Annotated in this window: 18 protein-coding genes and 1 riboswitch; of the genes, 4 read left to right on the forward strand and 14 right to left on the reverse strand. The window is 71.4% G+C overall.

Going from position 1 to position 20,779, the window contains the following annotated elements; all coding sequences use genetic code 11:
• Positions 1-13: 13 nt before the first annotated feature.
• Positions 14-454, reverse strand: a complete 441-nt coding sequence (locus ACIBA9_RS14040) for an SRPBCC family protein (protein ID WP_362154040.1) — start codon at positions 452-454, stop codon at positions 14-16.
• Between the two features lie 122 nt (positions 455-576).
• Entirely contained in the window at positions 577-1,401 is an 825-nt protein-coding gene (locus tag ACIBA9_RS14045) for a metallophosphoesterase (RefSeq protein WP_399362697.1), read from the reverse strand.
• Positions 1,402-1,697: 296 nt separating this feature from the next.
• Between ACIBA9_RS14045 and ACIBA9_RS14050 the strand changes: the two genes are divergently transcribed.
• Positions 1,698-3,494 (forward strand): AMP-dependent synthetase/ligase, encoded by a 1,797-nt coding sequence (locus ACIBA9_RS14050; protein WP_399362699.1) that lies wholly within the window; start codon positions 1,698-1,700, stop codon positions 3,492-3,494.
• Positions 3,495-3,507: 13 nt separating this feature from the next.
• On the opposite strand, the gene ACIBA9_RS14055 is transcribed toward ACIBA9_RS14050, so the two are convergent.
• Together ACIBA9_RS14055 and ACIBA9_RS14060 are read right to left on the reverse strand one after the other, a co-directional pair.
• On the reverse strand, positions 3,508-5,145 hold the full coding sequence (locus tag ACIBA9_RS14055; protein WP_399362701.1) for a GMC oxidoreductase: 1,638 nt from the start codon (positions 5,143-5,145) through the stop codon (positions 3,508-3,510).
• A 50-nt stretch (positions 5,146-5,195) separates the two neighbouring features.
• Positions 5,196-6,338, reverse strand: a complete 1,143-nt coding sequence (locus tag ACIBA9_RS14060) for a glycosyltransferase family 4 protein (protein ID WP_399362703.1) — start codon at positions 6,336-6,338, stop codon at positions 5,196-5,198.
• Positions 6,339-6,487: 149 nt separating this feature from the next.
• Between ACIBA9_RS14060 and ACIBA9_RS14065 the strand changes: the two genes are divergently transcribed.
• On the forward strand, positions 6,488-7,720 hold the full coding sequence (locus tag ACIBA9_RS14065) for a glycosyltransferase 87 family protein (RefSeq protein ID WP_399362972.1): 1,233 nt from the start codon (positions 6,488-6,490) through the stop codon (positions 7,718-7,720).
• A 67-nt stretch (positions 7,721-7,787) separates the two neighbouring features.
• On the opposite strand, the gene ACIBA9_RS14070 is transcribed toward ACIBA9_RS14065, so the two are convergent.
• From ACIBA9_RS14070 to ACIBA9_RS14090, 5 genes are all read right to left on the reverse strand, one after another.
• On the reverse strand, positions 7,788-8,939 hold the full coding sequence (locus tag ACIBA9_RS14070; RefSeq protein ID WP_399362974.1) for a hypothetical protein: 1,152 nt from the start codon (positions 8,937-8,939) through the stop codon (positions 7,788-7,790).
• Positions 8,940-9,002: 63 nt separating this feature from the next.
• Positions 9,003-10,013, reverse strand: a complete 1,011-nt coding sequence (locus ACIBA9_RS14075; RefSeq protein ID WP_399362705.1) for an NlpC/P60 family protein — start codon at positions 10,011-10,013, stop codon at positions 9,003-9,005.
• Between the two features lie 238 nt (positions 10,014-10,251).
• Positions 10,252-11,292 (reverse strand): NlpC/P60 family protein, encoded by a 1,041-nt coding sequence (locus ACIBA9_RS14080; protein WP_399362707.1) that lies wholly within the window; start codon positions 11,290-11,292, stop codon positions 10,252-10,254.
• Between the two features lie 212 nt (positions 11,293-11,504).
• Complete coding sequence (locus tag ACIBA9_RS14085; RefSeq protein ID WP_393898724.1) at positions 11,505-12,848, reverse strand: NYN domain-containing protein; 1,344 nt, start codon at positions 12,846-12,848, stop codon at positions 11,505-11,507.
• A 44-nt stretch (positions 12,849-12,892) separates the two neighbouring features.
• Positions 12,893-13,132, reverse strand: a complete 240-nt coding sequence (locus ACIBA9_RS14090) for a hypothetical protein (protein ID WP_055541554.1) — start codon at positions 13,130-13,132, stop codon at positions 12,893-12,895.
• 151 nt (positions 13,133-13,283) lie between these two features.
• Between ACIBA9_RS14090 and ACIBA9_RS14095 the strand changes: the two genes are divergently transcribed.
• Together ACIBA9_RS14095 and ACIBA9_RS14100 are read left to right on the forward strand one after the other, a co-directional pair.
• Complete coding sequence (locus tag ACIBA9_RS14095) at positions 13,284-14,027, forward strand: rhomboid family intramembrane serine protease (protein ID WP_399362709.1); 744 nt, start codon at positions 13,284-13,286, stop codon at positions 14,025-14,027.
• The gene (locus ACIBA9_RS14100) at positions 14,024-14,305 is read left to right on the forward strand and encodes an Lrp/AsnC ligand binding domain-containing protein (protein ID WP_362154063.1); all 282 of its coding nucleotides are present in this window, start codon (positions 14,024-14,026) and stop codon (positions 14,303-14,305) included. The genes ACIBA9_RS14095 and ACIBA9_RS14100 overlap by 4 nt, the downstream gene beginning before the upstream one ends.
• A gap of 9 nt (positions 14,306-14,314) precedes the next feature.
• Here the strand turns inward: ACIBA9_RS14100 and ACIBA9_RS14105 are convergent, their stop codons facing one another.
• The 5 genes from ACIBA9_RS14105 to ACIBA9_RS14125 form a co-directional block, all read right to left on the reverse strand.
• Entirely contained in the window at positions 14,315-15,700 is a 1,386-nt protein-coding gene (locus tag ACIBA9_RS14105) for an aminotransferase class V-fold PLP-dependent enzyme (protein WP_399362711.1), read from the reverse strand.
• 164 nt (positions 15,701-15,864) lie between these two features.
• A riboswitch (SAM riboswitch) is annotated at positions 15,865-15,981 on the reverse strand.
• A gap of 79 nt (positions 15,982-16,060) precedes the next feature.
• Positions 16,061-17,125 (reverse strand): anthranilate phosphoribosyltransferase, encoded by a 1,065-nt coding sequence (gene trpD / locus ACIBA9_RS14110; protein WP_399362713.1) that lies wholly within the window; start codon positions 17,123-17,125, stop codon positions 16,061-16,063.
• A 120-nt stretch (positions 17,126-17,245) separates the two neighbouring features.
• A complete protein-coding gene (locus tag ACIBA9_RS14115) occupies positions 17,246-18,904 on the reverse strand; it encodes a cytochrome bc complex cytochrome b subunit (RefSeq protein ID WP_399362715.1) in 1,659 nt (552 codons plus the stop codon).
• Positions 18,901-19,959: a Rieske 2Fe-2S domain-containing protein gene (locus ACIBA9_RS14120; RefSeq protein WP_399362717.1), complete on the reverse strand. Its 1,059-nt coding sequence runs from the start codon at positions 19,957-19,959 to the stop codon at positions 18,901-18,903. Before ACIBA9_RS14120 ends, ACIBA9_RS14115 begins: the two co-directional genes overlap by 4 nt.
• Complete coding sequence (locus ACIBA9_RS14125) at positions 19,956-20,768, reverse strand: c-type cytochrome (protein ID WP_362154076.1); 813 nt, start codon at positions 20,766-20,768, stop codon at positions 19,956-19,958. Before ACIBA9_RS14125 ends, ACIBA9_RS14120 begins: the two co-directional genes overlap by 4 nt.
• Between the last annotated feature and the right edge of the window lie 11 nt (positions 20,769-20,779).

The following is a 20,779-nucleotide window of genomic DNA, read 5'->3' on the forward strand; positions in this document are numbered from 1 at the left end:
CCCGCCGCGGGGCCTACCGGCCCGACTCCACCCGCTTCTTCAGGCCCGCCAGGGCCCGGTCGATGATGACCTTCTCGGCCTTGCGCTTGATCATGCCGAGCATGGGGATCTTGACGTCCACCGTGAGCCGGTAGGTGACCTCGGTGGCGCCGGCGTCGGCCTGCCTCAGCAGGTACGAGCCGTCCAGGGCGCGCAGCATCTGGGACTTCACCAGGCTCCAGGAGACCTCGTGGTCGCCGGTCCAGGTGTAGGCGAGGGTCTGGTCGTCCTTGATGGCGCCGGCGTCCATGACGAGGCGGACCCGTTCGGCGCGGCCCCGCTCGTCGGTCCCGAGGACCTGCGCCTCCTTCACCTCGCCGGTCCAGTCCGGGTAGCGCGCGAAGTCGGCGATCACCGCCATGACGTCGGCCGGAGCGGCCTCGATCGTGATGCTCGAACTGGTGTGTTCCGCCATCGCCGTGGCTCCTCCGGATGCGCGCCGTATGAAGAGGTCTGTGTGCGCCGGGCTGCGCACGTGTGTGCAGCGTGAAGGCTACCGCGCCACCGGGCGGCCGCTCTCACCCCCAGGTCCGCCGGTCACCATTCGAGTGCCCAGGGCCTGCCGGTCCCGGCGAAGTGGCCGACGTTGACGCACTCCGTCGCGCCGATCCGCATCCGGCGTGCCAGCGGCTGGTGGACATGGCCGAACAGCGCGTAGCGGGGCCGGGTCCGGCGGATGGCGTCCAGCAGGGCCCGGCTGCCCCGCTCGAAGCGGCGCGCGACGGTGTCGTAGACCAGCTCGGGCACCTCGGGCGGGATGTGTGTGCAGAGCACGTCGACCTCGCCGACGGCCTCGATCTTCGCCGCGTACTCCTCGTCGCCGATCTCGTACGGCGTCCGCATCGGGGTGCGCAGGCCGCCGCCGACGAAGCCGAAGGTCCGGCCGCCGATCTCCACCCGCTGGCCGTCCAGCACGGTGGTGCCGGGGCGGGCGTACTCCTGCCACAGGGGCGGCATGTCGACGTTGCCGTAGGTGGCGTACGTCGGGGTGGGGAACGCGGCGAACAGCTCGGCGTACTGCTTGCGCACCGCCTTCTCGATGGCCCCGGCACGGTCGGTGCCGATGCCGGCCCACAGCCGGGCGCCGAACTCGCGGGCCTCGGCGAAGCGGCGGGAGGTGCGCAGCTCGACGATGCGGTCGGCGTTCTCCTCGCCGAAGAGGTCGGGGAAGATCCCGCGCGAGTGGTCGGCGTAGTCGAGGAAGAGCACGAGATCGCCCAGACAGATCAAGGCGTCGGCACCCTCGCCGGCCCGGGCCAGGTCCCGGGCGTTGCCGTGCACGTCGCTCACCACGTGGACGCGCGTCCTTCGCTTGCCGGAGGGGCCACAGGGCCCGGAGGATCCGGAGGGTGTGGATGCCATGGCGATCAAGGGTAGGCCTGTGCGCTCCAGGTGAACAGTGTCGGTCCCGCCTGGGGTTACTCGCCGGTCGGTTCGGCCGTGGACTACTGTGCGCGAAGGAGAGCCAGCCTGTGTGACGCAGCGAACATCTCGCGGGGACCCCCTGTCGTAGACGCCATACCGGCGGGTAACGTCCGGGCAGTCCAGTCGTGCTCAGGATTTCAACATCCGAATCCACGAGCACTTGCCCGAGCCTTGGACCGCACCGTCGCATCACACAGTGTCGTGGCGCCGGCGCCCTATGAGGAGCAGCAGTCTTGCGCGAGTTCAGCCTTCCGGCTTTGTACGAGGTCCCCGCGGACGGGAATCTGACCGACATCGTCCGCAGAAACGCCGCGCAGCATCCCGACGTCGCCGTCATCGCCCGCAAGGTGGGCGGTGCCTGGCAGGACGTGACGGCGCGGGAGTTCCTCGCCGAGGTGCGCACCGCCGCCAAGGGGCTCATCGCCGCCGGGGTGCAGCCGGGCGACCGGGTGGGCCTGATGTCCCGCACCCGCTACGAGTGGACGCTGCTCGACTTCGCGATCTGGAGCGCCGGCGCCGTCACCGTGCCGGTGTACGAGACCAGCTCGCCGGAGCAGGTGCGGTGGATCCTGTCGGACTCGGGCGCGACCGCGTGCGTGGTGGAACTGGACACCCACGCGGCGGCCGTGGAGGCGGTGCGCGAGTCGCTGCCCGCCCTGAAGAACCTCTGGCAGATCGAGGCCGGCGGGGTCGAGGAGCTGGGCCGGCTCGGACAGGACGTGTCGGACGAGACGGTCGAGGAGCGCAGTTCGCTCGCCAAGGCCGACGACCCGGCGACCATCGTGTACACGAGCGGCACCACCGGCCGCCCCAAGGGCTGTGTGCTCACCCACCGCAGCTTCTTCGCCGAGTGCGGCAACATCGTGGAGCGACTGCGCCCGCTGTTCCGCACCGGGGAGTGTTCGGTCCTGCTCTTCCTGCCGCTCGCGCACGTCTTCGGGCGGCTCGTGCAGATCGCGCCGATGATGGCGCCGATCAAGCTGGGCTGCGTCCCGGACATCAGCCACCTCACCGACGAACTGGCCGCCTTCCGGCCGACGCTGATCCTCGGTGTGCCGCGGGTCTTCGAGAAGGTCTACAACTCGGCGCGGGCCAAGGCGCAGGCCGACGGCAAGGGCGCGATCTTCGACAAGGCGGCGGACACCGCGATCGCCTACAGCAAGGCGCTGGACAGCGCCTCGGGCCCGTCGCTCGGCCTGAAGTTCAAGCACAAGGTCTTCGACAAGGTGGTCTACGGCAAGCTGCGCGCGGTGCTCGGCGGCCGGGGCGAGTACGCCATCTCCGGCGGCGCCCCGCTGGGCGAGCGGCTCGGCCACTTCTTCCGGGGCATCGGGTTCACGGTGCTGGAGGGCTACGGCCTGACCGAGTCCTGCGCGGCGACCGCGTTCAACCCCTGGGACCGGCAGAAGATCGGCACGGTCGGCCAGCCGCTGCCGGGCTCGGTGGTGCGGATCGCCGACGACGGCGAGGTGCTGCTGCACGGCGAGCACCTGTTCAGGGAGTACTGGAACAACCCGGCCGCGACCGCGGAGGCGCTGGCGGACGGCTGGTTCCACACCGGTGACATCGGCACCCTCGACGAGGACGGCTATCTGCGGATCACCGGCCGCAAGAAGGAGATCATCGTCACGGCGGGCGGCAAGAACGTGGCACCGGCCGTGATAGAGGACCGGATCCGGGCGCACGCGCTGGTCGCGGAGTGCATGGTGGTGGGCGACGGGCGGCCGTTCGTCGGTGCGCTGGTCACCATCGACGAGGAGTTCCTCGCCCGGTGGGCCGCGGACCACGGCAAGCCGGTGGGCTCCACCGCGGCGTCGCTGCGCGAGGACCCGGATCTCATCGGCGCGGTCCAGGCGGCGATCGACGACGGCAACGCCGCGGTGTCGAAGGCGGAATCGGTGCGGAAGTTCCGCATTCTGTCCTCCCAGTTCTCGGAGGAGTCGGGCCACCTCACGCCGTCGCTGAAGCTCAAGCGGAACGTGGTGGCGAAGGACTACGCGAACGAGATCGAGGCGATCTACGCCAAGTGACCGGCGCTTTCGCTCATGGCGCGGTGTCCTCGGCGAGGACCCGCGCCATCGTGCGTTCGGCGAGCGCGGTGATGGTGACGAAGGGGTTCACACCGATCGAGCCGGGCACGAGCGAGCCGTCGGTGACGTAGAGCCGGGGATAGCCCTTGACCCGGCCGTAGTCGTCGGTCGCCCCGCCCAGCACGCAGCCGCCCAGCGGGTGGTAGGTGAAGTCGTCGGCGAAGACCTTGCTGGACGAGCCGAACAGGTCGTACCGGTAGATCGTCAGGTTGGCCAGGTTGATCCGGTCGAACAGCTTCCTGGCCATGGCCACCGACACCGCGCTCTGGGCGGGGTTCCAGTCGAGCTTCACCGCGCCGGAGGCGGAGTCGTAGGCGAAGGAGGCCCGTTCGGGGTTCTTGGTGATCGCCAGATACAGGCTGATCCAGTGCTCGAACCCCATGGGCAGCGGGGCGATCTCGGCGAAGACCGGGTTGGCGGTGTTGGCCCAGTCGTCAATGCCCATGACGGGCATGGTCGCCTGGTTCGGGCCGACGGTGTCCCAGACGTGGTTGGCGCGGCCGACCATGGTGTTGCCGTTGGTGCCCCAGCCCGCGCCCACTTCGGCGTTCAGGTCCGGCAGGGTGCCGGTGTCGCGGGCGCGGACGAGGAGTTCGGTGGTGCCGAGGCTGCCGCCGCCGAGGAAGAGATAGGTGCAGCTGTACTGCCTGCTCTCCACGACCGTGCCGGTGGTGTCGATGCGGTCGGTGGTCAGGACGTACGACCCGTCGGCCGCCCTGCCGACCGACTTCACCCGCTCCAGGGTGTTGATGGTGACGTTGCCGGTGCCGAGGGCGGCGGCGAGGTAGGTCTTGTCGAGGCTGCGCTTGCCCTGGTTGTTGCCGTAGATGACCTCGCCCGCGAGGGCGGACTTCGTGGCGGTGCCGGCCGCCTCGCGCTGCATGTAGCCGAAGTCGTAGACGTTCGGCACGAAGGTGGTCTTCAGGCCGGCGTTGGCGGCGGCCTTGCGCGAGGTGCGGGTGAATTTGTACCAGTCCGTGGACTCGAACCAGGCCGGGTCGACGCTGTTGACGCCGAGCATGGAGCGGGCGCGCGGGAAGTGGGTGGCGTACATCTCCTCGGCGTCGACGGTGGGGAACTGCTCGGTGAAGTAGGACTTCGGCGGGGTGACCGCCATCCCGCCGTTGACCAGGGAGCCGCCGCCGACGCCCCGGCCGACGTACACGGACATGTGGTCGTAGTGCACCCGGTCGAGCACGCCGGGGTAGGCGCCGATGTCCTTGTTGACGAGGTCCAGCCACAGGAAGGTGGCCAGCGGGGCCTCGGTGCGGGTGCGGAACCACATGGAGCGCTGGTCGGGAGCGCTGGTGGAACAGAACACCTTGCCGTCGTCACCCGCGGTGTTCCACAGGCGGCCCATCTCCAGGACGAGGGTGCGGATGCCGGCCTGGCCGAGGCGGAGGGCGGCCACGGCACCGCCGTAGCCCGAACCGACCACGATGGCCGGGGCGTTGTCGACGGCGGCCGGTTCGGCCGCGTGGGCGGATTCGAGGCCGACGCGGGTGAGACCGGCCGCGGCGGCGGTCTGCAGGGCCATCATGCCCAGGATGTGACGTTTCGTCAGCTGACGCTGCATCAGTTTTGCTGTCATGCGCGCAGCATGTGCGGAGTTTCCGGTTCCGGCCAGAGCGGCGGCAAGTATTAGAGCAGGGCTTTGAGTTTCTCCGCGAGCAGGTCCCAGCGCCACTTCTCCTCGACCCAGCGCCGACCCCGCTCGCCCATCCGGCGGCGCAGCTCGGCATCGCCCAGGAGGGCCGCGATCCGCTCGGCGGCCTCGGCCGGCTCGCCGCCCCGCACCACCCAGCCGGTCTCCCCGTCCAGCACCGCGTCCGGGGCGCCGCCGGAGTCACCGGCGACGACCGGCAGACCGGTGGCGGACGCCTCCAGATAGACGATGCCGAGTCCCTCGACGTCCAGGCCGCCGCGCCGGGTACGGCAGGGCATCGCGAAGACGTCGCCGGCGCCGTAGTGCGCGGGCAGCTCGGACCAGGGCACGGCACCGGTGAAGCGGACGGCGGAGGCGACGCCCGTCTCCCGGGCCAGCCGGCGCAGGTCCCGCTCGTAGGGACCGCCGCCCACGACGAGCAGCACGGCGTCCGGCTCGGCGGCCAGGATGCGCGGCATGGCCCGGATGAGGGTGTCCTGGCCCTTGCGCGGCACCAGCCGGGAGACGCAGACCACCACCGGCCGGTCGGTGAGACCGAGGCGCGCGCGGACCTCGGCGCCGCCGGAACCCGGGTGGAAGGTCTTCTCGTCGACCCCCGGCGGCAGCTGCGTCATGCGCCGGGCCGCCTGCGGGGTCAGCGCGGTGGCGATCCGCGAGCGGGTGTACTCGCCTAGGTAGGTGATCGTGTCGGTGGACTCCCCGATCCGGCGCAGCAGCTGCCGGGCGGCGGGCAGCTGGGCCCAGCCGGCCTCGTGCCCGTGAGTGGTGGCCACCAGGCGCTCGGCGCCGGCCCCGCGCAGCGCGGGAGCCATCAGGCCGAGCGGTGCCGCCGCGCCGAACCACACCGAGGTGCATCCGTGCTCCCGCAGCAGCCCGGCCGCCCGCCGGGTCACCCGCGGGGTGGGCAGCAGCATGGTCGTACGGTCGCGTACGACGGTGAAGGGCTGCTCGGCGTCGAAGGCGGCCGTGGCCTCGGCACCCTCCCGGCCGTGCTTCCAGGTGGAGGCGTAGACGACCAGCCGGCCGGGCTCCAGGCGCAGGGCCATGTTGTGCAGGAAGGCCTGGATACCGCCCGGCCGGGGCGGGAAGTCGTTGGTGACGATCAGGGTCTTGTGCATCGCCGCCGACCCTACCGAATCGGCGGTTCGGGGCCGGGCGCGGCCGAGCCTGTGGCATGCGCACAGGTGTGCAGGCCATCATGGACGCGGAATCGAACGCCGGGCAGTGGCACCGGGACACCGACCGGCATCGAACGACAGGGGATGACGTGGAGACGAAGGCCGCCCGGCGGTCGCCGGCCGGGCCGCTGGCGGCCTGGGGCGTCACCCGTGCGGTGCTGCTGCTGTTCGTCTTCCGGGTCCTGCTCTTCCCCGGCCCGGACGTCACCTCCGACGTGTCGGTGATCTACCGCGGTTGGTACGAGGTGCTGCGGCAGGGAACGTTTCCGCTGGACGACGTCACCTGGCAGTACCCGCCGGCCGCCGCGCTGCCCGTCCTCTCCCCCGCCCTGCTGCCCTTCCTGTCCTACCCGCACGCCTTCTTCGTGCTGGCGGCCCTCGCCGACCTGGCGGTCCTGGTGCTGCTGCTCCGGACGGGCGGACGGCCCGGCCGGTCCCGGCGCGGGACCTGGGTGTGGGTGGCCGGAGTGCCGCTGCTCGGGCCGACGGTGTACGCCCGCTACGACGTGATGGTGACCACGGTGGCGGTGGCGGCGCTGCTCGCCGGGGTGCGGCACCCGCGGGTGATGGGCGCGCTGACGGCCTTCGGGGCGCTGCTGAAGGTGTGGCCCGCCCTGCTGCTGATCGGTGCCGGGCGGCGGGCGTGGGCGTCGGCGGCGGTGACCGCGACAGGCCTCGCGGCGCTGTTCACGGTGTCCATGCCGGGCGCCTTCGCCTTCCTGACCTTCCAGCGGGACCGGGGCACCGAGGTGGAGTCGCTGGGCGCCCTGGTCTTCCATGTGGCCCGGCACTTCGGCTGGAGCGGCGAGGTACTGCTGAACTACGGGTCGATCGAGTTCCTCGGCCCGCATGTGGACCAGGTCAGCGCGGGGGCGCTGGCGCTGACCGCGGCCGCGTTCGGCTGGCTGCTGCTGTGGCGGCTGCGGGCGGGCCGGCTCACGCCGCCCACCCTGACCGACGCGGCCTTCACGGCGGTGCTGCTGTTCACGGTCACCAGCCGGGTGATCAGTCCGCAGTACCTGGTGTGGCTGATCGGGCTGGCCGCCGTCTGTCTGACGCACCGGGCGAGCCGCATGGGGGCGCCCGCGCTGATGGTGGTGCTCGCCTCCTTCGTGACCGTCCTGGAGTTCCCGCTCGGCTTCACGCACGTGGTGGCGAGCGACTGGTACGGCGTGACACTCCTGGTGCTGCGCAACGGCCTGCTGGCCGCCGCCGCGCTCACCGCGGCCCGCCGGCTCTGGCGCTCGACGGTCCCCCCGACCACGCCGGTCACCTTCCCGCCCCACCCCACCCAGGCCGGCAGACACCGAGTCCCCTCCTGACCCGGGCCCCCACCCGCCTCCAGGGGCGCGGAAAACCGCGCGACGGCCGCCGGGGCCGGCGACGGGCTCAGCCGAGCCGGCCGGCGACGTACGCGCGCCACCTGGCGGTGAACCGGCCCGGTGTCGTGCCCAGCACCCGGTCCAGTGCCTGCTCGACCGCGCCCGCCCGCCCTCCGTGCGCGCCGACGGCGCGGTAGAAGGCGTCGAGCCGGGCCGTTCCCCAGCCCTCGGCGATCATCCGGCAGGCCAGCCAGCCACCCTCGTAGGCCCGCGCGAGTTCCGTGGGCTCGCTGGTGAAACCGAAGTCCTCGTCGGCGGGCAGCGAATCCGGCACCCGCCCGTCCCGGACGGCGCGGGCCAGCTCCGGGGCGATCTCCCTCGGGCCGCGGCCGGTGCCGAGGTAGCCGATCCAGTCGGCGTACCCCTCGGAGAGCCACAGCGGGGTCGCGGCGGTGGTGTCCGCGCGGGTGGCCACATGGGTGGTCTCGTGGGTCAGTACGACCTGTTTGCCGACGTCGCCGAGGCCGGCGTACGCCTCCGGGTTGACCACGACCCGGTCCGCGGGCGTGTTGCCGGGACCGCCCGCCTCACCGGTGGTGACGGCCGCGATGCCCCGGTAGTTCGCGGCGGGCGAGCCGAGCAGGCGGCCCATGCCGGCCAGGGACCGCGGCACCAGGACGACCACCCGCCGGCTCCAGCGCGTGCCCCAGCGCGCGGAGACCGCGGGCACCGCCCGGTCGGCGAGCCGGGCGAAGACCCGCAGCTCGGCGACCGGCCGACCGGTGCCGAGGACCAGGCTGTGCGCGCCCGTGACGGCGGCCACCGTCCCCTGGTCCCAGAGCTGCTGCCCGGCCGTCCCGGCGGGCCTGTCGGCGCTGACATACCAGCCGCCGTCGGCCGTGCGGGCCAGGGTGAGGGTGCGGCGGGTGTCGACCGGGGCCTTGTCGTAGCCGGCGACGCGGTAGCGCAGTTCGGCGTCGGCGGTGGCGCCCGCGGACGTGCGGCGCACGCCGGTGACGCGGTAGGTCCAGGAGGCCAGCGGGAGGGCGCGCAGCCGGGAGTACGGGGCGCGGGTGCCGGTCGCGGCGTACGCCGTCTCGTCGTGGCCGAGGAGGGCCGCCGCGCGCCGGTCGAGCACGTGCTGCACCCCGGCCCGCGCGGGGTCGGCCGTCATACGCGCCCCGCAGCCGGTCAGCGGCAGCAGCAGACCGAGCCCCATCGCCCCGAGGCGCCACGCCCTTCCACGACCAGCCACTTTCCGATCGTACGGCGCGCGGGGAGGTCAGGGGCGGGTGACCGAGGAGACGGGCATCATGCCGACCGGGTCGTAGCGCACCGGCGCGCCCGGGTACGGCGCGTGGATCACCTGGCCGTGGCCGACGTACATCCCCACGTGGCTGGCGTCGGAGCGGTAGACGACCAGGTCGCCGGGGCGGGCCTGGGACAGCGGGACCTGCCGGCCGGCGAAGCGCTGTTCCTGCGAGGTGCGCGGCAGATGGACGCCCGCGTGCGCGTACGCCCACTGCATCAGGCCCGAACAGTCGAAGCCCGAGGGGCCGTTGGCACCCCACACGTAGGGGCGGCCGAGGGCGGCGCGGGCGGCGGCCAGGGCCGCGGCGGCCCGGCCGTCGGGGGCCGCGGCGCCGGCCGGGTCGGGCAGGGAGGCGCGGCTGCCCCGGGAGGCGCGGGCGTAGGCGGCGCGGTCCGCGGCGGACAGCTGGTTGAGCAGCTGCCGGGCCTTGGCGAGCTTGCGCTCCACGGTGTGCTTGTGCGCGGCGACGGCCTTGCGGCTCTTCTCCAGCTCGGCGAGCTTGTCGGCGGCCTCCGCGCGCTCCTGGGCCAGCTCGCGCATCACCGACCGCAACTCGCGCAGCTGGCCGGCCTGCTGGACGCCGATGCGATCGAGGGTGGCGGCCTTGTCGAGGTAGTCGTCGGGGTCGTCGGAGAAGAGCAGGGCGACGGCCGGGTCGATGCCGCCGGAGCGGTACTGGGCACCGGCCAGCGAACCGAGCCGCTCCCGCAGGGTGTTGACGCGCTGCTGCTGCCGGGCGATGTGGTCCTGGGCGTCGCGCACCTCGCGGCGGAGCGTGTCGGCACGCTCCGCGGCCTTGTCGAAGGACTGGGTGGCCCGCTCGGCCTCCTCGTAGAGCCGGTCCACCTCGGCACGGGCGGCGCCGTGCGGGCTGGCGTGCGCCGGAACGGCGCCGAGCGCTGCGGCCGTGGCCGACAGCACGCACAAGGCGGCCGCGCCACGGTCGAATCCGGACGGTGCAAGGCGACGATGGGACCCCACGGCAGTCCTTCTGCTGGCGGACGGAGACCGCTCCCCCGGCGCCTGGGGACGGGGAGACCCCGGCACCGGGGAAACGCGCCAGACAGTAGCCGTGCGAGCGGGCCCCGGCCAAAGACCTCGGAGTCAACACACGGTGACGCCCCGCCGCTGACGCAGGTCAACGGCGGGGCGCGGGGTCAGTTCCGGTTCCCGGGATTCGCCCGTTCGGGCGCCACCCGGTGTCGTGTCGTGACGGGTCTCAGACGCGGACGCCGAACATGAACGGGCCGCCGATGGTGCTCATGGACTCGTACCGGACGACCGTGCCGGTGCGCGGGGCGTGCAGGATCTGGCCGTTGCCGGCGTAGAGACCCACGTGGTGGATGTCGCTGAAGAAGAAGACCAGGTCGCCGACCTGCAGATCGCTCTGCGAGGTGATGCGGGTGCCGATGTTGGCCTGCGCCTGGGAGGTCCGGGGAATGGACACGCCGGCCTGGGCGTAGGCCCAGGAGGTCAGGCCCGAGCAGTCGAAGGAGGAGGGGCCCGTGGCGCCGTACACATACGGCTTGCCGATCTGGGACTGGGCGGCGGAGAAGGCCGCCGCGGCCCGGCCGGAGGCGGGCGGCGTGTCGCCGAGGTGCACGCGCTCGGTGGAGGAGCGGTTGGCGCGCTGCTGGTCGGCGGCGAGGGCCGCCTTCTCCTTGGCGGTCAGCGAGTTCAGGAGTCTCTGCGCCTCGCCGAGCTTGCCCTGGACTTCCTTCTTGCGCTGCTCCAGCTGGGTGCGGGTGGAGGAGAGGTCCTTGAGCTTCTCGGTGGCCTCCGCCCGCTCCTGGGCGAGTTCGCGCTGCTTGGCCTGGATCTTCTTCAGCGCGTCGACCTGCTGGGTGCTGAGCTGGTCGAGCGTGGAGGCCTTGTCGAGGTAGTCGTCCGGGTCGGAGGACAGGAAGAGCTGGACCGAGGGGTCGATGCCGCCGGAGCGGTACTGCGCCGTGGCCAGCGAACCCAGGCCGTCGCGCAGCTTGTTGAGGTCCTCCTGGCCGCGGGCGACGTTGTCCTGGATCGTGGAGATTTCCTTCTGCAGCTTCTGCTGCTTCTCCTTGGCCCCGTTGTACTTCTCGGTGGCCTGTTCGGCCTGCTGGTAGAGCTTGTCGACCTTTGCCTTCACCTCGTCCTTGTTCAGCTTCTCGCTGGGGGCGGCGTTGGCGGCGTTCGCGCTCAGCACGACGGCAGCGGCGGCTGCGGTGGTCAGCACGGTCACACGAGTGCGGCTCGGCTGCTTGGGTCGACGGTGGGACGCCACGGAGGACGAACTCCTTCTTGTGAGTGATCACCCGCTCGGAGGTTCGAGGCCTGACCCTAGTGACCTCGTTGTGATCAGTTCAAATCCTCACGGCAAAAAATCCCGTCACGCAATGCATTCTTTGCACACAACACACAAGCAGTGACGTCCGATTGACGCAGCGCTGCGTGACGATACGGCCAATTCGGGCATCTCCTATGCCCGTTGGACCTTCAGGACAGCCGCTTCAGAAGCACCGCAGAGGCCACGGGTCGGGCGCCCACCTTGGCGATCCCGTCGGCCACCTCCCGGTCGGTGGAGGCGACGATGACCGGCCGGCCCGGGGGTTCCGCACGCACGAGCTGGCGGATCAGCTCGTCCGCCGTGACGCCCGGCTTGGAGAACAGCACCCGCACCCCGCGCGGCGGCGCGAGCAGCACCGGCGCCGCCAGCTCGGCGCCGTCGAAGACGCACGTCACCTCGGCGCCCGTCTGCGCGGCGAGCGCCGAGAGCTGACCGAGCAGTCTGAGCCGCTGCTTCTCCAGCGGCATCTGCGGATAGCCGGTCTTGGTGACGTTGTACCCGTCGACCACCAGATGCGCCTGCGGCAGCGCGAGCAGCTGGTCGAGGATCGCCGGATCGTTCTCGGACAGGGCGCGGGCGGCGATGTCCTTGGGGGTCATGCGCCCCGGTTCCACCGCGTCCACGGTCTCGGCCGGGCGCACCGACACCGGGGGCAGGGCGAGTTCGCGCCGGAGCCCCTGCGTCGCGTCCAGCAGGGTGTCGAGCAGCAGCCGTACCCGCATGTCCTCCACGCTGCGGCCCTCGCGGGCGGCCCGCCGGGTGGCCTCCAGCGCGGCCTCCGCCTCACCGAGGCGCGCCTTGAGCCGACGGGACTCGCTCTCGGCGGCCGACACCTGCGCCTGGGCCTCCCCGCGCACGGCGTCGATCTCGCCCCGCGCCTTGCGCAGCGCGGCCTCGCCCCGCTTGACGTCGCTGAACGCCGAGCGCAGCTTGCGGTGCAGCGTCTCGGCCTCCCTCTTCACCGACTCCAGGTCCGCGCGCAGCCGTTCGGTCTCGGCACGGGTGTGGTCGCGGGCCTGGGCCAGCTCGGCGCGCAGCCGCTCCAGTTCGGCCCGGCTCTCCTCGTCCGCCCGCTCGGCGTCCGCCCGCAGGGCCTCCTCGCCGGCGGCGGTGGCCAGCTTCACCCAGCCCGCCGGGCGCAGTACGTAGGCCGCGGCCGCCACGTCGAGCGGGTCCGCGGCCGGGGGCGGCGAGCCGGAGTCGAGGGCGCCGGCGAGTTCCGGCTGCGCCTCCTTGAACTTCTCCCCGATCCGCTGCCGGAACAGCGGGTCGGTCTCCAGCGCCGCCGCCATCGCGTTTCCGGCGAACTTCGCCCGGCGCTGGGGGGCGAACCGGGCGTACTGCCTCAACTGGGGGGGCAGTTCCGCCAGGGTCAGAGCGCCGAAGCCGTCCGAGACGATCTGCACGACCCGCCGGCGCACGCCGTCGGGCAGCGGACGGTCAAGCACCTCGGCGGTGCCGTCGTCCGGCCCCCCGCCCGCGGTCTCCACCATCCGTCACACCCCACTAATTCCGCTGTCCTCGGGGTCCGCTCCGCTCAGGAGCCGGCGCCCGGCCTGTCCACGAGTTCCACCTGGTCCACCGCGTTGCACCAGCGGCAGCGGACCGACTCGATGGTCTCACTGACCACCTCGCGCTCCTCCACCTTCGGCTCACCGGCCAGATCGAGATGGACGTACTCGACGACCTTCGACGAGCGGGTCACGTCGAACCGGGTGAGGTTGCCGCACAAAGTGCAGCGCCACCGCGTCGTGGCGGTCGGCAGGGGAACCGTCATCGTGACTGTCCGCTTCCTTCTGGTCTCGGTGCGCCGTCGGCCGACGCGTGTGGCACGTAACCCTACGGCCTGGCGGGTGCTCGCCGCCCGCCCGTCCACGGCGGCGAGGCGCTCTGTCAGGTTGCGTCCCGTTACGTCATGCTCTGTAGTCATGATCAGCACCTGGAACACGGCGACCGGCAGGGCCCTGGGAGCGGTCCGGCGCAGCTCGGCACCGATGACGTACGGCCTCATCGCCCTGTGCTGCCTGATCTTCGTCCTGGGGCCGGCCTCCGGACTCACCCCGGGGTACGGCACCGGGGACGCGCTGCTCACCGCCCAGCGGGCGTACTTCCGGCACTGGGGCGTGGTCCCGGCCGAGCTGTTCGACGGCGCCGTCCGGGAGGCGCTCACCCCCGCCACCGCCCTGTTCGTGCACGGCAGCTGGGTGCATCTGCTCGGCAACATGCTCTTCCTCTTCGTCTTCGGGGCGATGACCGAGGAGCGGATGGGCCGGGTGCGGTTCGTGCTCTTCTACTGCTGCTCCGGATATCTGGCCCTGCTCGGCTACGCGGCCGCCAACGCCGCCTCCGAGCAGTCGCTGGTGGGCGCCTCAGGGGCGATCTCGGCGGTGCTCGGCGCCTTCCTCTACCTGTTCCCCCGGGCCCGCGTGACCAGTCTCCTGCCGTTTCTGTTCTTCCTGCCGCTGCGCTTCCCCGCCTGGGTCGTCCTGCCCTTCTGGGCGGCCCTGCAGTGGCTCGCGGCGGGCCGCGCCTCCGACGGCCCGGGCGTGGCCTACCTGGCCCACCTGGTGGGCTTCGGCCTCGGCTTCGGCTACGCGTGGGTGCGCTACGGCCTTGCGACTAGAGTGAGGTCCGCACCGGCCCCGGCGTCCGAGGGAGAGAACCAGCCGTGATCACCGCGATCGTCCTCATCAAGACCAGCGTGGACCGGATCCCCGAGATCGCGGAACAGATCGCCGGGCTGGAGAGCGTCAGCGAGGTCTTCTCGGTCACCGGCACCTACGACCTCATCGCCATGGTGCGGGTCCGCAGGCACGAGGACCTGGCCGAGGTGATCCCCGGCCGGATCAGCAGGATTCCGGGCGTGGAGGGTACGGACACGCACGTGGCGTTCCGTACCTACTCCCAGCACGACCTGGAGGCCGCGTTCGCGATCGGCCTGGACAACTAGGGTTCGGTCTCAGACCGCCGGGACGCAGCGGCCGTCCTCGGTGCGGTAGCGCCACTTCGCACCCTGGGCCACCAGTTCCCGGACCGCCGTGACGAACCGCTCCACGTGCTCGTCGGGCGTGCCGGCGCCGAAGCTCACCCGGATCGCGTTGAGGGACTTCTCCCCCGGCGCCGCCTCCGGCGCCCCGCACTCGCCCTGGGTCTGCGGGTCGCTGCCCAGCAGGGTGCGGACCAGCGGGTGGGCGCAGAAGAGGCCGTCGCGGACGCCGATGCCGTACTCGGCGGACAGGGCGGCGGCGAAGTGGGAGCTGTTCCAGCCCTCGACGACGAAGGAGAGGACGCCGACGCGCGGGGCGTCGTCGCCGAAGAGGGACAGGAACCGCACCTCGGGGACGTCGGCGAGGCCCTCGCGGACCGTGCGGACCAGGTGCCGCTCCCGGGCGACCAGGGTGTCCCAGCCGGCCTCGGTGAGCGCCTTGCAGGCCGACGCGATGGAGTAGGCGCCGATGACGTTCGGGGAGCCGGCCTCGTGCCGGGCGGCGCTCTCGTGCCACTCCACGTCCACCGCGCCGTCGGCCCGCCGGGTGACCTTGCGGCTGGCGCCGCCGCCCGCGAGGTACGGCTCGGCCGCCCGCAGCCAGTCGGCGCGGCCGGCCAGCACACCGGAGCCGAAGGGGGCGTACAGCTTGTGCCCGGAGAAGGCGACCCAGTCGACGTCCAGGTCGCGCAGGTCCACCGGGTGGTGCGGGGCGAGCTGGGCGGCGTCGAGGACGATCCGGGCCCCGTGCGCGTGGGCGGCCGCGGCCAGCTCGCGCACCGGCCACAGCTCGCCGGTGACGTTGGAGGCGCCGGTGACGCAGACCAGCGCCGGGCCGTGCGGGTCGCGGTCGGCGAGGGCCCGCTCCAGGGTCTCGACGGCCTGACGCGGGGTGCGCGGGGCGTCGAGGTAGGTGACGCGGGCGTCCTGCCACGGCAGCAGGGAGGCGTGGTGCTCGGTCTCGAACACGAAGACCTGGCAGCCGGCCGGGAGCGTGCGGGCCAGCAGGTTCAGCGAGTCGGTGGTCGACCGGGTGAAGATCACCTGGTCGTCGGCGCGGCAGCCGAGGAAGGCGGCGACCGTCTTGCGGGCGTTCTCGAACAGGTCCGTGGAGAGCTGCGAGAGGTAGCCGGCACCGCGGTGGACGCTGCCGTAGTACGGGGCGTAGGCGGCGACGTCGTCCCAGACGCGCTGCAGGGCGGGGGCGCTGGCCGCGTAGTCGAGCGCGGCGTAGCCGACCTCGCCGCCGGTCACGAGCGGGACGGTGACGTCCCGGCCCAGCACGGGCAGCGGGGCACAGACGGGCTGGTCGGCGGTGGTGGCGGCAGTGGTGGCAGTGGTGGCAGTGGTGACGGACATGCGGGAACTCCCGTGGGCAGCTGGAACTCACCGCGCGAGCGGACACGGCTCCAGCGCGGGCGAGGGGAAAAGGGGGATGCGGAGGCGGGGCTCTGCGGCCCTATCGCATTCGCTTGCTCACGGAAGGCTCCCTCGACGACCAGGACCCCTGGAGATTCGTGAGGGGTCCGCGCTTGCCGCGGACCTTGCTGTCCACGACCTGGTCTTCACCCGGGGCACCCCGCCACGGACGGAGGGTTGCCGGACAGTCGGCCGGGGCCTCATGACTGTCACTCATGACCTGGTTCAGTATCCTGCCACACGATCTTCGGCGCGCAAGGCGCGGTCCGCCATGTGGACCGCGCCTCGTACGGGACCGGGTCAGGCGTGGGTGGCCGCCACCCATCGCTCCAGCGACCGCTTGGCGGCGCCCGAGTCGATCGACTCCCGCGCCTTGGCCATGCCGGCGCGCAGCTGGTCGGCGAGGGACGCGTCGGTCGGATGGAGGGCGACCAGCGCGGCCGCCGAGTTCAGCAGCACCGCGTCGCGCACCGGGCCCCGCTCGCCGTCCAGCAAACGGCGGGCGACCTCCGCGTTGTAGGCCGCGTCCGCGCCGCGCAGGGCGTCCACGGGAACGAGGTCGATGCCCACGTCCCGCGGGTCGAAGGTCTCCTCGGTGACCTTGCCGTCGCGCACCACCCACACCCGGGAGGTGGCGGTGACGGTCAGCTCGTCCAGGCCGTCGTCGCCCCGGAAGACCAGCGCCGAGTTGCCGCGCTCGGCGAGCACACCGGCCACGATCGGCGCCATCCGCGGGTCGGCCACGCCGACCGCCTGGGCCCGCACCTTGGCCGGGTTCGTCAGCGGACCCAGCACGTTGAAGGTGGTCCGGATGCCCAGCTGGCCGCGCGCGGCGGCCACATGGCGCAGGGACGGGTGGAACTTCACCGCGAAGCAGATGGTGATGCCGGCCTCCTCGGCGACCTCCGCCACCCGTCTCGGGGTCAGGCCGAGATTGATCCCGAGCTGCTCCAGGACGTCGGAGGACCCGGAGGCGGAGGAGGCGGCGCGGTTGCCGTGCTTGACGACCTTCGCACCGGTGCCCGCGACGACGATCGAGGACATGGTGGAGATGTTCACCGTCTTGGCGCCGTCACCGCCGGTACCGACGATGTCGACGGCCGGGCCGGGCACCTCGATCACGTTGGCGTGCTCGTACATCGTCCGGACCAGCCCGGAGATCTCCTCGACCGTCTCGCCCTTGGCCCGCAGCGCCACCATGAAGCCGGCGATCTGCGCGTCGGTCGCCTCGCCGCGCATGATCAGGTCCATCGCCCAGGCGGTCTCGTCGGCGCTCAGGTCACGGCCGTTCAGCAGGCCGTTCAGCAGGACGGGCCAGGAACGGCCCGCCGCGGTGTCGCCTCCAGCGGGGGTCACAGCGCTCATCAGCCGCTCCTCGTACACAGTCCTGCAAGTCGTAGACCACCCTATCCAGCCCGGAACAGGGTGAAGGGCCCCGTCCGCAACCCGGACGGGGCCCTTCACCGTGGTGTGGCGACGCGAGGATCAGTGGTGGCCGTGGCCGCTCGTGATCTCCTTGTACTCCTCGACGCTCGGCTTGGGGATCTGGCTGTCCTCGCCGTAGAAGGCGCTGGAGAGCTTCGCACGCAGCTTCTGCGTGGCCTTCACCTTGCGCTCGACGCCGTTCTCGTCGACCGTCGGGCCGATCTCGGCCGGCCGGTACTGGTGGTGCGCGGTGAGCGTGTGCAGCTGCTCCTGGCTGAGCGGCTCGTGCACCTCGATGAACTCACCGTGCGGCAGCCGCTTGATGATGCCGGTCTCGCGACCGTGCAGCACCTTCTCGCGGTCCCGGCGCTGCAGGCCGAGGCAGATCCGCTTGGTGGCGATGAACGCGATGACCGGTCCGGCGAAGAAGAAGATCCGGACGAACCAGGTGACCGCGTTGATCGACAGGTGGAAGTGGGTGGCGATGAGGTCGTTGCCACCGCCCACCAGACCGATCATGTAGACCGTCACCCAGGCGACACCAAACGCCGTACGGGTCGGGGCGTTGCGCGGGCGGTCCAGGATGTGGTGCTCGCTCTTGTCGCCGGTGACCCAGGACTCGATGAACGGGTAGACCGCGATCGCCATCAGCACGAGACCGAAGAGCACCAGCGGGATGAACACGCCCAGGACGAGCGTGTGACCCCAGAAGTTGATCTCCCAGCCCGGCATGTAGCGGACCAGACCCTCGGCGAAGCCCATGTACCAGTCGGGCTGGGCGCCGGTGGACACCTGGTCCGGGCGGTAGGGGCCCATGGCCCAGATCGGGTTGATCTGCGCGATGGCCGCGATCGCCGCGATGGCGCCGAAGACCAGGAAGAAGAAGCCTCCGGCCTTGGCCATGTAGACCGGCAGCAGGGGCATGCCGACGACGTTCTTCTCGGTCTTGCCGGGGCCCGCGAACTGCGTGTGCTTGTGGTAGAAGACCAGGATCAGGTGGCCGACCACCAGGCCGAGCATGATGCCCGGCAGCAGCAGGATGTGGATCGAGTAGAACCGGGCGACGAAGTCGTGTCCGGGGAACTCACCGCCGAAGAGGAACATCGAGATGTACGTGCCGACGATCGGCATGGACAGGATCGCGCCCTCGGTGAAGCGGACACCGGTGCCGGAGAGCAGGTCGTCCGGCAGCGAGTAACCGGTGAAGCCGGTGAACATGCCGAGGACGAACAGCAGGAAGCCGAACAGCCAGTTGATCTCGCGCGGCTTGCGGAACGCGCCGGTGAAGAACACGCGCATCATGTGCACGAACATGCCGGCGAGGAAGATCAGCGCGGCCCAGTGGTGGATCTGCCGGACGAGCAGACCACCGCGCACGTCGAACGAGATGTGCAGGGTCGAGCTGAACGCCTCGGACATCAGCTGTCCCTGGAGCGGGACGTAGGAGCCGTGGTACTCCACCTCGTTCATCGACGGGTGGAAGAACAGCGTCAGATAGACACCCGTCAGGATGATGATGATGAAGCTGTAGAGGCAGACCTCACCCAACATGAACGACCAGTGGTCGGGGAAGATCTTCCGCATGTTGGCCTTGGCCAGGGAGTAGATCCCCAGCCGGCCGTCGGCCCAGTCGGCGACGCGCTCGCCGGCCGGTGCCTTCCCGCGGGTGCGGCCGGCGGCAGCGCCGGACGTGTTCGTGTCGTTCGCTGCAGTACTCATCCGCGCTCCCAGAAAGCAGGACCGACGGGCTCCTCGAAGTCGCCGAGCGCCTGGAGGTAACCCTCACTGTCCACACCGATGCGCAGCTGCGGCAGGGCGTGGCCGGCGGGGCCGAAGATCACTCGGGCACCGTCGGAGAGGTCGAAGGTGGACTGGTGGCACGGGCAGAGCACGTGGTGCGTCTGCTGCTCGTACAGGGAGATCGGGCAACCGACGTGGGTGCAGATCTTGGAGAAGGCGACGATGCCCTCGTGCGACCAGTCGAGCTCGCGCTTGTCCTTGATGTTGCCCGGCTGCAGCCGGACGATCATCAGGGCGGCCTTGGCGATCTCGTTCTGGAAGTCCTCGGCCGTCTCCTCCAGCCCGTCGGGCTTGGCGAAGGTCAGCGAGCCGACGATGACGTCCTCGGGACGCAGCGGCTGGTTCGTGTTCATGTTGATCAGGCGCTTGCCCTTGGCCCACAGGGTGTGGCGGAGCTTGGTCCCGGGGGCCGGGCCGAGTCCGCCGAGCAGCATGACGCCCGAGAGCGGCACCAGGGCCAGCGCACCGAACATGGTGTTGCGGATCAGCTTGCGGCGGCCGATCGCCGACTCCTTGGCACCCTCACGGAAGTCCGCGTGGACCTGCGCCCGGACGTCGGGAGAGGCCTCGATCGGGTGCCGCTCGGCGGGAACCTCGACGTCGGACATCAGGGTGCGGGCCCAGTGGACCGCACCCGCGCCGATGCAGAACAGCGCCACGCCGAGGGTCAGCCCCAGCGTGAAGTTCATGGCGCTGACGTGCCCGATCGGGAAGACGAAGATCGACTTGTCGTTCGGGATCACGAGGTACGCGACGATGAAGGCGATGGTGGCCAGCATCGAGACCGTGAACAGCAGGGCCACCACACGCTCGGACCGCTTGGCGGCCCGCTCGTCGATGTCCTGGATGCGGGGCTCGTGCGGCGGCAGGCCCGGGTCGGCGAACGGGTTCTCCTCGTCCGCGACGCTCACGGCGCCGTGCCCGTGGTCCCGCTCGGCGGGCAGGTTCTCTTCTGGAATGTCTTGGCTACTCATGACTTCTTGGCCTTTGCGGTCCGAGCGGCGACCCAGACGGCGACCGCGATCAACGCGCCCAGCCCGAAGATCCAGGCGAACAGGCCCTCACTGACCGGCCCGATGCCGCCCAGCTCCATACCGCCCGGGTTCACGGTCTCGCTGCTGTCGACCGCGTGCAGGTACGCGATGATGTCCTTCTTGTTCTTCTCCGACATCGTGGTGTCGGGGAAGGACGGCATGTTCTGCGGGCCGGTCTGCATGGCCTCGTAGATGTGCTTGGGTGCGACGCCTTCGAGGGTCGGGGCGTACTTGCCCTTGGTGAGGGCACCGCCCTTGCCGGTGAAGTTGTGGCACTGCGCGCAGTTGGTGCGGAACAGCTCGCCACCCTTGGCGATGTCCGCCCCGGCCGGACCGTACTGATCCTTGGTCGGCACGCTCGGACCGGCGCCCAGCGACGCGACGTACGCGGCGAGCTGGTCGATCTGGGCCTGCGTGTAGACGACCTTCTTGCTGGGGATCTGCGCCATCTGGGAGGTCGAGGCCGGCATACGGCCGGTGCCCACCTGGAAGTCGACCGCGGCGGCGCCGACGCCGACCAGGCTCGGCCCGTCGGAGGAGCCCTGGCCACCGGTGCCGTGGCAGCTTGCGCAGCCGACCTGGTAGAGCTTCTTGCCCTCCTTGATGGTCAGGGACTGGGCGGTTTCATCGGCCTGCGCCTTCGTCGCGGGCGCGAACGCGGCGTACAGCCCCCCGGTGGCCGCCAGCGCGAGGAGTAGGACGACGACCGCCGCCAGCGGATGGCGTCGTCGTGCGGAGAGCTTTTTCACGGATTACCCCG

The organism is Streptomyces sp. NPDC051452, assembly GCF_044454765.1.
Classification (GTDB): Bacteria; Actinomycetota; Actinomycetes; order Streptomycetales; family Streptomycetaceae; genus Streptomyces.